Origin of the sequence: Azospirillum sp. B510, assembly GCF_000010725.1 — a bacterium.
GTDB lineage: Bacteria > Pseudomonadota > Alphaproteobacteria > Azospirillales > Azospirillaceae > Azospirillum > Azospirillum lipoferum_B.
Window position 1 is genome coordinate 1158059 of sequence record NC_013855.1, and the last position, 13252, is coordinate 1171310.

The 13252-nt window shown below is 65.8% G+C and carries 12 protein-coding genes; 8 read left to right on the plus strand and 4 right to left on the minus strand.

The features are described from left to right. Positions 1 to 24 precede the first annotated feature (24 nt). Both AZL_RS20065 and AZL_RS20070 read right to left on the minus strand, forming a co-directional pair. Positions 25 to 390, minus strand: coding sequence for a hypothetical protein (locus AZL_RS20065; RefSeq protein WP_012976296.1), 366 nt, complete (start codon positions 388 to 390; stop codon positions 25 to 27). 49 nt (positions 391 to 439) lie between these two features. After that, entirely contained in the window at positions 440 to 1576 is a 1137-nt protein-coding gene (locus tag AZL_RS20070) for an acyl-CoA dehydrogenase family protein (protein ID WP_012976297.1), read from the minus strand. Positions 1577 to 2178: 602 nt separating this feature from the next. Here AZL_RS20070 and AZL_RS20075 point away from each other — a divergent pair. Continuing rightward, the gene (locus tag AZL_RS20075; RefSeq protein WP_012976298.1) at positions 2179 to 2745 is read left to right on the plus strand and encodes a nuclear transport factor 2 family protein; all 567 of its coding nucleotides are present in this window, start codon (positions 2179 to 2181) and stop codon (positions 2743 to 2745) included. Between the two features lie 3 nt (positions 2746 to 2748). Here the strand turns inward: AZL_RS20075 and AZL_RS20080 are convergent, their stop codons facing one another. Beyond that, positions 2749 to 3678 carry a LysR family transcriptional regulator gene (locus tag AZL_RS20080; protein WP_012976299.1) on the minus strand — a complete coding sequence of 310 codons (930 nt, stop codon included), beginning with the start codon at positions 3676 to 3678 and terminating at the stop codon, positions 2749 to 2751. Positions 3679 to 3941: 263 nt separating this feature from the next. Here AZL_RS20080 and AZL_RS20085 point away from each other — a divergent pair, with 263 nt between their 5' ends. From AZL_RS20085 to AZL_RS37535, 5 genes are all read left to right on the plus strand, one after another. Continuing rightward, positions 3942 to 4286, plus strand: coding sequence for a Dabb family protein (locus AZL_RS20085; protein ID WP_012976300.1), 345 nt, complete (start codon positions 3942 to 3944; stop codon positions 4284 to 4286). A 2-nt stretch (positions 4287 to 4288) separates the two neighbouring features. Then, entirely contained in the window at positions 4289 to 5356 is a 1068-nt protein-coding gene (locus AZL_RS20090) for a maleylacetate reductase (protein WP_012976301.1), read from the plus strand. 9 nt (positions 5357 to 5365) lie between these two features. After that, complete coding sequence (locus AZL_RS20095; protein WP_012976302.1) at positions 5366 to 6211, plus strand: intradiol ring-cleavage dioxygenase; 846 nt, start codon at positions 5366 to 5368, stop codon at positions 6209 to 6211. A 114-nt stretch (positions 6212 to 6325) separates the two neighbouring features. Further along, positions 6326 to 7834 (plus strand): aldehyde dehydrogenase family protein, encoded by a 1509-nt coding sequence (locus tag AZL_RS20100; RefSeq protein WP_012976303.1) that lies wholly within the window; start codon positions 6326 to 6328, stop codon positions 7832 to 7834. 186 nt (positions 7835 to 8020) lie between these two features. Beyond that, positions 8021 to 9337 (plus strand): methyl-accepting chemotaxis protein, encoded by a 1317-nt coding sequence (locus tag AZL_RS37535; protein ID WP_012976304.1) that lies wholly within the window; start codon positions 8021 to 8023, stop codon positions 9335 to 9337. On the opposite strand, the gene AZL_RS20110 is transcribed toward AZL_RS37535, so the two are convergent. After that, positions 9322 to 10458 carry an AraC family transcriptional regulator gene (locus tag AZL_RS20110; protein WP_012976305.1) on the minus strand — a complete coding sequence of 379 codons (1137 nt, stop codon included), beginning with the start codon at positions 10456 to 10458 and terminating at the stop codon, positions 9322 to 9324. The genes AZL_RS37535 and AZL_RS20110 overlap by 16 nt on opposite strands. Positions 10459 to 10585: 127 nt before the next feature. On the opposite strand from AZL_RS20110, the gene AZL_RS20115 reads away from it, so the two are divergent. Together AZL_RS20115 and AZL_RS20120 are read left to right on the plus strand one after the other, a co-directional pair. Continuing rightward, positions 10586 to 12034, plus strand: coding sequence for an APC family permease (locus AZL_RS20115; RefSeq protein ID WP_012976306.1), 1449 nt, complete (start codon positions 10586 to 10588; stop codon positions 12032 to 12034). A gap of 267 nt (positions 12035 to 12301) precedes the next feature. Next, positions 12302 to 13240, plus strand: coding sequence for a SphA family protein (locus AZL_RS20120; protein ID WP_012976307.1), 939 nt, complete (start codon positions 12302 to 12304; stop codon positions 13238 to 13240). Positions 13241 to 13252: the final 12 nt, after the last annotated feature.

Consider the following 13252-nt stretch of genomic DNA (forward strand, 5'->3'; position numbering starts at 1 on the left):
TTTTCCTTTCGGCGGGCCGGGAGATCAGAGTTCGGGCGTCGGCAGCGGCCGGCCCAGACGCGCCTCGATGCGCATGTAGCGCCACAGGCGATGACCCTGATCGCCGACCTCGATGGTGCGGAACAGGTTGCAGGCGGCCACCACCGACTCCCGGTCGGGGAAATCGCCCAGCAGGTAGCAGGTCCAGGGGTAACCGGTGGGCGAGGTGCCCACCATGGTCTCGTCGTCATCCATCGTGCCGAGAACGGTGACGCCCGGCATCTTGTAGACGGTGGCGAGGAACTGCTTCGTCGCCGTCCACACCGGGCCGGTCTGATCGAAGGGAAGATCGAAGAAGTTCTGCTGGACGGCAATGCACAGCAGCGTGCGGATCGGCTTTTTCTCGCTCATTCTCTCAACCCCTTTGTCGATTCTGGCCTGTTGTTCGGTTCTGGTGTCGTCACGGGAAGCCGGGTGCCGCGGGCTGGCCCAGCAGGGCGGCACCGGCCATCTGCCAGCTGCCGGCACCGATGAAGGCATGCTGCGCCACGCAGGCGGCGTCGACCATGCAGCGGCCCAGCGGATGGCCGCTGTTCATCGAATCCGATCCACCCAGCACGAAGGCGATGCGCGCCGCCTCGGCGCCATCCTGCGCCGCCTTGGAGGCGACCTGGCGCAGGCGCAGCAGGGTCGGCCGGTCGACCTCACCCTTGGTCAGCATCTGGTCCCAGGCCTGTTCGATGGTGTCGTAGAAGGCCGCCCGCGCGCCGAGCAGCAGCCCTTCGGCCTGAGCCACACCCATCTGGACATAGCCGCGCGCCGCCGGACTGGGCGCGCCGGTGATGGAGTTGCGGCCGATCGCATCCTCGCTGACCCAGTCGAGCGCCGCCCGCGCGGTGCCCAGCGCCACCACGGCGAGAACCTGGGAGGCCAGAGCCATGGCGGGATAGCGGAAGATGGCGTCGTCCATCGACGGCCTGCCGCCGCGGATGAAGCTCCACTCCTCCGGCACGACGACCTTGTCGGCGCTCACCTCGTGGCTGCCGGTGGCCCGCAGGCCGATGGTGTCCCAGGTCTCATGCACCGTGACCTTGGCGCGCGGCATGACGACGATGCGGGGCAGCGGGCTGGACTCCCCCTCCACCTTGACGCCGGCGCCGACGATCGACGCCCCCATCACGCCGGAGCACCAGGGCCAGCGGCCGGACACCTCCAGCCCGCCGGCGACCTTGCGGATCGGCTGGGGCGGGAACATGCCGCCGGCGAACACGGTGTCGGGATCGGCGCCATAAATCTTGGCGTAGGTTTCGACCGGCAGCGCCGCCAGATATGTGGCCGAAACCCCGAAGCTGGCCACCCAGCCGGCCGAGGCGTCGGCGGTGGAGATCTCCTCGACCAGCCGGCAGAACTCGGCGGGGGAGCGGGCGTCGCCGCCAAAGCGCGTCGGCACGAAGGCGCGGTAGACGCCGACGCCCTGGAACCGGCGCACGATCTCGATGGGAATATGGCGGAGCTTCTGGAACTCGTCGCGGCGCGACCGGATCTCCGCCTTCAGGCTGTCGAGCGCCGTCGCGGCGGAGGGGCTGCGTGAACTCATGGAAAGGGTCCTTCGCCTGGGGTTTCGGTGCGGCCATGCGGAACCGGTCAGCGATGGCGCGGAGAGTTTGGAGGCGTCGATCTTTGCGTCCGGCGATCTTCAACCGGGCACCGGCCGCGGGCCGGACTGGTTGGGTCTTCCGGGTTGTCCGCGCCGGGCTGTTACGTGAAAATTACCGTAAAACGGCGGATGGTCAACTGAAATTCTGAAGGGCGGAGAAAAAACTTTTGACTATCAATGGCTTGATGAAATTTGAACGCCAAAAGGCCGCCAGCACTTCATCGAGAGGCGGGCGGTTTTGAAAGATTGTGCGATGGGCGCACTATCTTGAGGACAGATATGACAATAACATGATTTTTCCGGGAATATATTTGCAGGAAACGAAAAACTCATTTGCGACGCATGGGAATCCGCGCGGCAGGGCGAAAAGCCCGGAATGGCAACGCTTTTTCCTTGTCACTCCCGATTGGCGCAACAAAATTACGTGAATATTACCGCTTGACCGAAAGGACGCAACCGCTACCGTGATGGCGATCCCGATCGGCCGGCAGCAGTTCCCACCGGCGATCCGTCACGACCCCCCGATAGCGAGGCTGAACGCGATGACGACCCCCACCGATATCGCAGCGCTGGTCCGGCGCATCGAAGTGCTGGAGGCGGAAGCCGAAATCCGGCGCCTGGAAGCGCGCTACATGTTCCTGTGCGACACCCCCATTCCGGAATATGGCGTCGCCGACGACAACGAGCGCATCGAGCTGATCCTGGAACTCTACACCGAAGACGCGGTGTGGGAAGGGGTCGGCGAATATTACACCAACCAGTTCGGCCGGGTCGAAGGCAAGGACGGCCTGCGCAAGCATTTCCAGAATTTCTGGGGCAGCCGGCGCGATCCCGCCCTGATCCTGAACTGCCACTACCTGACCACCGAACAGATCCATGTCCATGAGGATGGGCGCACGGCGGACGGGCAATGGGTCCACATGCAGCCCTGGCTGTTCTCCGACGGCAAGGCGCTGCTGCGCTCCTCCCGCCTGAACAACGGCTTCCGCAAGGAGCCGGACGGCAAATGGCGGCTGACCCGCACCCGCACCGAGAATGTGTTCGTCGCCCCGCTGCCCGCCACCTGGGCTTCGGACTATCCGTCCAAGTCGGTGCTGATGCAGCCGTAACGGTCAGGGCGCGCCCGGCAGGGCATTCCAGTCCGCCTCGAAATCGTGGCGGGCGAAATGCTCGACCAGGGCGTTGATGAACAGGCGGGTCCGCGCCGGCAGATGGGTGCGCGACGGAAAGGCCAGATTCATCGTCAGGCGCGGCAGCTCCCAGTCGGGCAGAACGCGCACCAGCCGGCCCGCCTTGATGTCGGCATGGACGATATAGGCGGGCTGGATGATGATCCCCGACCCGTCGAGCGCCGCCTGCCGGAGGATCTGGCCGTCATTGCAGATCATCTGGCCGGTCAGGGGAATGCGCACCAGTTCGCCGTTGCGGGCGAGGCTGAGATGGTCGGGATCGTCGGCCAGGCTGTAAAGCAGCAGGTCATGCTTCGACAGATCCTTGGGCTCCGCCGGCATGCCGCGTTCGCGCAGGTAGTCGGGGCTTGCCGCGATCAGCCTCCTGGTCTCGGCCAGTTTGCGGATGGTGACGCTGCTGTCCATCTCGACCCGGCGGGTGCGGATCGCGATGTCCAGGCCGCTTTCGACCAGATCCTGATAGCGGTTGGAGATCTTCAGGTCGATCTGGACCAGCGGATGGCGGGCGCGGAATTCGCGGATGACGGGCATCAGGTGCAGCAGGCCGAAGGACAGCGAGGCGCCGATGCGCAGCGTTCCGCGCGGCTGCGCCACCACCATGCTGACGCTCGCCTCCGCCTCCCGCATGGTGGAGAGGATCTCGCGGGCATTGGCGGCGAAGCTCTCGCCCTCCGGGGTGAGATACAGTTGCCGGGTGGTGCGCTGCACCAGACGGACGCCAAGGCGGTTTTCCAGACTGGCCAGATGCCGGCTGACCCCGGACACCGAGATGCCCAGGGCATCGGCGGCCCGGCTGAGATTGGCCTCCTCGGCAATCTTGGTGAACACCTCCAGTTCGGTGAAGCGATCCATTGTTGCGCCGTTTGCGAGGGATTACGGGAAAATTCATACATCCTTCCATCTCAAAACAGGTGAGGATGGCGTGGATGTAAGGGAATCGTCACTCATTCTTGCAAAATCCGCAACGCTCTTTCTCACGTTACGTGATTTATCCCGTAACGATCCGGTGGCAGCCTCAAACGATCAGTGTATAATTTTGTTTGTGTGCCACGCAAATATGGCCGAACAGGCCGCGGGGCGCACGTCCCCAGGGCGCCGCGCCCAAGGAGCAATCGATGAGCGATCACGCAGCCGCCCGACGCCCCGTCCGCCATATCGTGATGTGGCGTGTCGCCGGTGCGACGGCCGAGGAAAAGCGGGCCAGCATGGACAAGGTGAAGCGCGGCTTCGAATCCCTGCGCGGCGTCATTCCCGGCATGACCCATCTGGAGATCGGCATCGACGAAAGCCGGATTTCCTATGCCTGCGACGTGGTGCTGGTGACGGAGTTTGAAAACGCCGAGGCGCTGGACCGCTACGCCACCCATCCGGAACATGCCCGCGTCCGCACCGCGCTGGAAGGGCTGCGCATCGACCGCCATCAGGTGGATTACACGCTTTCGCCCGCCGGGGAGCACTGACCATGGACCATCGTGGCTTCACTTATGTCGGCAATCCCGCCCGCGTCATCTTCGGCTCCGGCACCATCGACCGCCTGCCCGAGGAGGTCGCCCGCCTGAACGCCAAGCGGGCGCTGATCCTGTCCACCCCGGCCCAGCATGCCGAGGCGGAAAGGCTGGCCGGGCTGCTGGGGCCGTCCGCCGCCGGCGTGTTTCCGGGGGCGGCGATGCACACCCCGGTGGAGATCAGCGACTTCGCCACCGACCGCGCGCGCAGTCTGAAGGCCGACGTGCTGGTCGCCATCGGCGGCGGGTCGACCACCGGGCTCGGCAAGGCGATCGCGCTGCGCACCGACCTGCCGCAGATCGTGCTGCCCACCACCTATGCCGGGTCGGAGATGACGCCGATCCTGGGCGAGACCAGCGGCGGGCAGAAGCGCACGCAATCCTCGCCGCGCATCTTGCCGGAGGTGGTGATCTACGACGTCGATCTAACGATGGATCTTCCCGCCGGCCTGTCGGGCACCAGCGGCATCAACGCCATCGCCCATGCGGTCGAGGCGCTTTACGCCCGCGACAGCAACCCGGTGATCGACGCGCTGGCACTGGAGGCGGTCGGCGCGCTGGCCCGCGCCCTTCCCGCCATCGCCGCCGATCCGAAGAACCGGGAGGCGCGCAGCGGCGCGCTCTATGGCGCCTGGCTGTGCGGCATTTGCCTGGGCTCGGTCGGCATGGCCCTGCATCACAAGCTGTGCCACACGCTGGGCGGCAGCTTCGACCTGCCCCATTCCGAAACCCACACCATCGTGCTGCCCCACGCGCTGGCCTATAACGCGCCGGCGATTCCGGGCGTGATGGCGAAGCTGGCCGGCGTGCTCGGCCCCGATCCGGCGCGGGCGCTGTTCGCCATCGGCCGCGCCGTCGGCGCGCCCGCCGGCTTGAAGACGCTCGGCATGCCCGAGGAAGGGATCGACCGCGCGGTCGATCTGGCGCTCTCCAACCCCTATTGGAACCCGCGGCCGCTGGAACGTCCGGCCCTGCGCGAGTTGATCGCGCGGGCCTGGGACGGTGCCGAACCGCTGCCCTGTTGAGGAGGGACGATGTCCGGCTATTTCGACGACTCCCGCTCCGCCGAAACGGTCATTGACCGCATCGGCCCGGCGACCGATCCCCGTCTGCGGCGCATCATGTCGTCGCTGATCACCCATTTGCACGGCTTCATCAAGGACGCCGAACTGACCGAACGGGAATGGGAACAGGCCATCGATTTCCTGACCCGCACCGGCCAGCTGTGCAGCGGCACCCGCCAGGAGTTCATCCTGCTGTCGGACACGCTGGGCGTCTCGATGCTGGTCGACGCGATCAACCACCGCGCCCCGGCCCCGGCGACGCAAAGCACCGTCTTCGGCCCGTTCCATGTCGATGGCGCGCCCGAACGGCAGGCGGGGGAGTCGATCAGCCTCGACGGCAAGGGCGAGCTTTGCCTGTTCCGCGGCCGCGTCCTCGACACCGACGGCAATCCGGTGGCCAACGCCCTGATCGACGTCTGGTCCGACAATGCCGACGGCTTCTACGACGTGCAGCAGCCGGATGTTCAGCCGCCCTTCAACAATCGCGGCCTGTTCCGGACCGACGCGGAGGGCCGCTATGCCTTCCGCGGCATCCGGCCGGTGTCCTATCCGATCCCGTATGACGGGCCGGTCGGACAGATGCTGACGGCGCTGGGCCGTCATCCCTGGCGGCCGGCGCACATGCATTTCCTGATCACGGCGCCCGGCTTCGAGCGGCTGATCACCCACATCTTTGTTGCCGGCGACCAATATCTGACCTCCGACGCGGTGTTCGGGGTCAAGGAAACGCTGATCGTCGATTTCAAGCCGGTCGACAGCCCGACCGAGCGCTGGCTGGCCGACTACGACTTCGTCCTGGTCCGCCAGTCCCGGTGATTCCCAATTCGGTGATTCCGGCTCCACAACCGCGCCGCCCTCCGACGCGAGCGTGCGGCGCGAACGACAAGACCGGCCCGCAGCCTCGCCGCCGGGCCTGAACAGGAAGGCATCATGAAGATCGCACAACCCGACAGCATCGTCGAACAGCAAGCACCGGCGGTGGCCGACTTCCTCAAGGCACCGCTGATGGTGATCGGCGCCGCCTCCGTACCGGCGAAGAGCGGACGCACCTACAGCGTTTACAACCCGGCGACCGGCAAGCCGTTGGCCGAGGTGCCGGCCGGTTCGGCGGAGGATGTCGATGCCGCCGTCAAGGCGGCGCAGGCGGCGTTCGAGGGGCCGTGGTCGCGCATGCTGCCGACCCAGCGCCAGGCGGCGATCCTGCGGCTGGCCGACCTGATCGAGGCGAACGGCGAGGAGCTGGCCCAGCTGGAGACGCTGAACAACGGCAAGTCGATCATGATGTCGCGGCTGCTGGAAGCGCAGGGGGCGGCCGAATATTTCCGCTACATGGCGGGCTGGGCGACCAAGATCGAAGGGGCGACGCTGGATGTGTCGATCCCGATCCCGCCGGGCATGAGCTATCAGGCCTACACCCGCAAGGAGCCGGTCGGCGTGGTGGCGGCGATCACCCCTTGGAACTTCCCGCTGACCATGGCCGCCTGGAAGGTCGCCCCGGCGCTTGCCGCCGGCTGCACCGTGGTCCTGAAGCCGGCGGAGGAGACGCCGCTGACCTCGATCCGGCTGGCCCAGCTCTGCCTGGAGGCCGGCATTCCAGAAGGTGTCGTCAATGTCGTGACCGGCCTGGGCGAGGCGGCCGGCGCGCCGCTGGTCGCCCATCCCGGCATCGCCAAGATCAGCTTCACCGGCTCCACCGAGACCGGCAAGCTGATCGGCATCCAGGCGATGCGCGACATGAAGCGGGTGACGCTGGAACTCGGCGGCAAGGCGCCGATGGTCATGTTCGACGACATGGATCTCGATCTCCTCGGCGTCGCCGCCGGCATCGGCAGCTTCTTCAACACCGGGCAGACCTGCTGCGCCGGTGTCCGCATCTATGCGCAGAAGGGCGTCTATGACCGGGTGCTCGACACCATCGCCGCGGTGACGCGCAGCCTGTCGATCGGCTCCGGCCTCGATCCCCGCAACCAGATCAACCCGCTGGTGTCGGCCCGCCATCAGGCCCATGTCCGCTCCTGCATCGCCCGCGGCATCGAGGACGGCGCCAAGCCGGTGATCAAGGGCAGCGCGCCCGCCGACGGCTTCTATGTGGCGCCGGAACTGTTCGTCGATGTTCGCCAGGACATGGCGCTGATGCAGGAGGAGGTCTTCGGCCCGGTCGTCACCGTGACGCCGTTCGATGATCCCGACGAGGCGATCCGGCTGGCCAACGACACCCGCTTCGGTCTGGGTGCCTCGATCTGGACCACCGACATCAACAAGATGATGCGCTATGTGCCGAAAATTCAGGCGGGAACGGTGTGGGTGAATGCCCACAATCTGCCCGACCAGAACATGCCCTTCGGCGGTTTCAAGCAGTCCGGCGTCGGCCGCGAGCATGGCCGCGGCGCGCTCGACAATTATCTGGAGACCAAGTCGGTCTGCGTCGCCTTCCGCTGACCGCATGGGGGCGGGACGCGCCCGCCACCAAGGCGAACTCCCTCTCCCCCAAGGGGGGAGGGGGATTCCAAGGGGCTTCATCCCACCCCGCCAAACCCGTGGCCCGATTTTTGCGTAGGATTGTTTCTAACTTCCTTTGATTTCTTTGAATTCCGATGCCTGATCTTTAAAAAGGGAAGTAGAGACATGCTGGATGCGATCATCGCGGGAAGGCCGGGAAGCCGGCGCTTCCGGCCACATCTGTTCCGTCACATTTTCGAGGCGTCCCCCGACGCCTTCATGCTGGTGTATCGGGATGTCGTCGTCGACTGCAACGACGCGGCCCTGCGGATGCTGGGCTATGACAGCAAGGAACAGATCGTCGGCGTCTCGCCCGACGATTTCGATCCGGAATTCCAGCCGGACGGCCGGCGGTCGGCCGATCTCAGTTTGGACATCGTCGAACAGGCCCAGCGCAACGGCCACCACCGCTTCGAATGGCAGCACCGCCGCCGGGACGGCACGCTGTTCCACGTCGTCATCACCCTGATGACCTGTGAGATCGCCGGCTATCCGGTGATGCTCAGCTTCTGGCAGAACATCGACGCGCTGGTCGCGGCACGGGCGGCGGAGGAACGCAGCCAGCGGAACCTGGCGGAGTTTCTGCACAAGCTTTCGGGCCGCTTCAGCGACACCGTCAGAACGGTCGAGACCGACCTGTCCAACAAGACGCAGGCGGCGGAGCGCGAAGCCGGACGGCTGTCCGGGCTCGCGGTGGACGCCAGCAAGCTGGCGCGTGACGGCCTCGACGCCGCGTCCTCGGCGAATGCCGCCGCCGACGGGGTGGCGGCGGCGGCCATCGAACTCTCCGCCTCGATCAGCGAGATCAGCCGTCAGCTGCAATCGGGGCTGGAGGTGACGGATCGCTCGGACGGCGAGGCGGAACAGGCGCGGCTGATCGGCGAGCGTCTCGACGCCGCGGCCCAGCGGATCGTCGGCATCGTCGATCTCATCCGCTCCATCGCCAACCAGACCAATCTTCTGGCGCTGAACGCCACCATCGAGGCGGCGCGGGCCGGCGAGGCGGGCCGTGGCTTCGCCGTGGTGGCGACGGAGGTCAAGGCGCTGGCCGGCCAGACCGCCAAGGCGACGGAGGAGATCGGCGGCGAGGTCGCGCGCATCCAGACGGTGGCGCGCGAGGCGGCGGACTCGACCGGCAATCTGGCGGCGGCGATCGGAACGGTCGGACAGGTGATGGCCGCCATCGCCGCCGCCATCGAACAGCAGCGGGCGGCGACCGAGGAGATTTCACGCGGCATCCAGCATGTCGCCGGCCAGACCGCCAGCGCCGCCGACCGCATCGGCGCCTGCGAGGCGTTGACCGGCTCCACCCGTGACGCCGTCACCGGACTGGTGCGCGACGTGACCGACGTCAAGACCAAGGTCGATGCGCTGGGCGGCCACACCGAGGAGTTCATGCGCTCGCTGGATGGCGGCACGCACGCCGCTCAGTCCGGCGGATGAGAGGGGTCATCGCCCCGGACTCCGGCCTGGGAACCGGTCTCCGTATCGGCCTCGGCGGCAACATCGTCCGGCATCGATCCGGTCGCGAGCGCCAGACGGCGGAACGCGCTCGGCTCCATTCCGGTCCAGCCGCGGAAGGCGCGCCAGAACACGGTTTCATCGGAATATCCCAGCGCGCTCGCCACCTCGGAGACGCGCGCGCCCTTCTGGGTCAGATAGACGCGCGCCATCTCCCGGCGGTGCTGGGTCAGCAACTCGCGCAGGCTGGTGTTCTCCTCGCCAAGCCGGCGCTGGAGACTGCGCGGCGACATCCGCAGATCACGGGCAAGCGTTTCCAGCGTGATCGCCTTCTGTCCGATGTAAAGACCGATCAGCGCGCGCACCTGATCGGTGATCGAATCCTCGTCGTTGTCCTGCCCGATCAGGTCGGCGATGTGGTGTTCGAGGATGGTGATCAGCCCGCGATCCTCGGTACGATGAACCTGGGAGGCGTCCTCGCGCCGCATGACGAAGCGGTTTCCCGATTGCCGGTACAGCACCGGCGCGCGGAAGATCCGCTGAAGAAGGGCGGTGTCGCCATCTTCGGCATGTTCGAAATGCACCTCGACCGGCCGCCAGTCCGACGCGAAGCAGGAGCGGACGAGCTGGCAATTGGCCACCAGCGTGTATTCGGCGTCCTGGCGGCGCGGCCAAAGTTCGGCATCGGCGATGCGGTAGCTCCAGACCAGATCCTCCCCCACCTCGAACAGGGTCGACTGGGTTCCGCCCTGCAGGGCCTTCACATAGCTCGACAGCCGTTCGAATCCGACCCTCACAGTGGGAGATAACGAGAACAGCACCCCCATTGGACCGATATCCGCCGGCCTGATCTTCTGCCCCAGCAGGATGCCCAGGTTCGGCTCGTTCAATTCGGCGGCCGCCCGCTCGAACAACCTGACATATTGCGCCAGCGGCAGCATTGAATAGGGATTGGTCACGGTGCCTTGATTCAGGCCATGCCTGCTTAAAAAACCAGCTAGATCCACCTTGTAACGGGACAGGTGGCTGAAGAGCGGCGCAAGTGCAGACGCCCGGATCAGGGCGGCTCTCCGCTTTGGTGGTAGAGTATTGGAGGAGGCCATGGGTCGGTCCACCAAGGAAAGTGTTTGGCGCATTTTATCGGAATTATGGCGCCAAATACAATGGGTGTGCGGCAAAATACCGTCATAGTTCAGACATACAAAAAAACCTACGCAGGGAGTCAATCTCATGTCCCTCGACGCAACGGCGCACGCGCCGAATGGAGAGCGCCTGTCGCGCAATTCCATCGGCCTCGCCCATATCGTTTTCTTCGTCGTCGCCGCGGCGGCCCCGCTGACCGCGGTGGTCGGCGCCTCCCCCGCCGCCTTCGCCTTCGGCAACGGCGCCGGCGTGCCGGGCGCCTTCGTGCTGGCCGGGCTGCTCTACATCATCTTCTCCGCCGGCTTCACCGCAATGAGCCATCATGTCGGCGGAACCGGGGCCTTCTATGTCTACATCGCCCAGGGGCTCGGCCGGCATCTCGCCGTCGGCGGCGCGCTGATCTCGCTGCTGACCTACAGTTCGGTGCAGATCGCCGTCTATGCCCTGGCCGGCGTGTTCATTGCCGGAACGATGGAGGGTTTCGGCGTCAGCCTGCCCTGGTTCGTCTGGTCCTTCGTGATGCTGTTCCTGGTGCATCTGTGCGGCCAGCGCAACATCTCCTTCTCCGGCAAGATTCTCGGCGTCGCGATGATCCTGGAATTCGTCATCCTGGCGATGCTGGATGTCGGCATCGTGATCCAGGGCGGCGGGCCGGACGGGCTGAGCCTGCACAATTTCGCCCCCTCGGTGGTGTTCGGTCCGGGTCTGGGCATCGCGCTGGTCTTCGTCGTCGGTTCCTTCATCGGCTTCGAATCGACGGCGATCTTCGGGGAGGAGGCCCGCAATCCGGCCGTCACCATCCCGCGCGCCACCTATCTCGCGGTGCTGCTGATCACCGTGTTCTACGCCTTCTCCACCTGGGCCATCGCGCAATATTACGGCGCCGCGCAAATCCAGCAGGAGGCGATGAACAACAAGGAGGCCCTTTTCTTCGTCGCCGCCGAGAAGGTGCTCGGCGGTTGGTCGGTCGCCCTGATGAACGGCCTGCTGGTGCTGTCCTTCTTCGCCTGCGTGCTGTCCTTCCACAACACGCTGAACCGCTACTTCTTCGCCCTCGGCCGTGAGGGCGTGGCGTGGCACAAGCTGGCATCGATCCATCCGGTCCACGGCTCGCCGAACGTCGCCGGCAACCTCCAGACCTTGTCCGCCGGCGCCATCATGGCGGCCTTCGTCCTGGGCGGCGCCGACGGTTTCGCCGTGGTGTTCTCCTGGATGTCGGCCCTGGCGGTGCTGGGGATCCTGGCGGTGCAAATCCTGGTGTCGATGGCGATCGTCGCCTATTTCCGACGCAACCATCGGGGCGAGCACAGCCTGGTCACCACGTTCATCATGCCAATCCTCGCCCTGGTCGGCCTGATCGGCGCCTTCTTCCTGGTGACGGAGAATCTGGAACTGCTGACCGGCAGCGACAGCCACATCGTCCAGTCCTTCCCCGTCATCGTGCTGGCCTTCGGCTTGGGCGGGCTGGTGCTGGCCCGGGTGATCCGGCTGTGCAAGCCCGATCTGTACGAGAATCTCGGCCGCGTCTTCGATTGACCGGACGGCGGAGAGGCGACGGACAGGCGGTCCGCCGCCACCTCGATACCGACATCCACAAGGGGGGCGGAAACCGCCCCACCTGCCGAAAAGCCGTCCCGCCCCGGGGCGGCTTTTCGCTGTTTTCATATTCAATATCAACAGCTTGCCCGATCACGCCGATGGTGTGGCCGGCACGCTGATTTGTGCCGAATCCGGATAACCGCGCCGTGGGGCGGATGGTTACGCTTTCCCTACAAAGCAATCCAAAAAATACAGGGAAGCATCATGATCATCTCCCAGTCGATGGACCGGGTTTGGAGACCCATTGCCGCCGCCGCGACCATCCTGGCCGGCCTGGCCGCCTCTCCGGCGCTCGCCACCGAGAATGGCGGGCCGACCACCCCGTTCGGCGTGTTCGAATTCGGGGCCGGCATCCTGCCGCCACCGACGCCCTACGGCACGGTTGGCCTGCGCACCAACTTCTATTCCGCCAGCTCCGTCAAGGATGGCGCCGGCAACACCAGGACGTCGGATTTCGGCATGCATGTGCTGTCGATCGCCGGCGCCTACGTCAAGATGACCGACCTGGAACTGCTGGGCGCCAATGTCGGCTTCGGCGGCGTCCTGCCCTTCCTCGACATGGGCGGCCACCTGACCGTGCCGACGCCGGGCGGGCCGCTGACGCTGAAGAGCCAGACCTTCAAGCTGGGCGATATCCAGGTCTACCCGCTGATGCTGCAATGGAAGGCGAAATCGCTGTTCGTCAACGCCTACGCCCAGGTCCAGGCGCCGACCGGTTCCTATGACGTGAAACGGCTGTTCAATCCGGGATCGAACCATTGGTCCTTCGCCCCGGTGGTCGCCGCCACCTACATCACCGACAGCGGGTTCGAGGTCTCGTCCAATTTCGAACTCGACATCAACACCACCAACCACAAGACCGACTATCGCAGCGGCATGGAGTTCAAGCATGAATTCGCCGCCGGCCAGCATTTCGGCCCGGTGGTGGCCGGTCTCGGCGGCTATTGGTACCAACAGGTCAGCGACGATCACGGGCCGGGGTCGGGCGACGGCCGGCGGGCCCGCGTCTTCGGACTGGGACCGGCGGTCAATTATTTCGAACCCGGCATGCCGCTGATCGCCCTCCACGCCTACAAGGAATTCGGGGCGCGGAACCGGGCGCAGGGCTATGCCACCGCGCTGCGCATCGGCTACTCGTTCTGAGGGGCGCTGAAA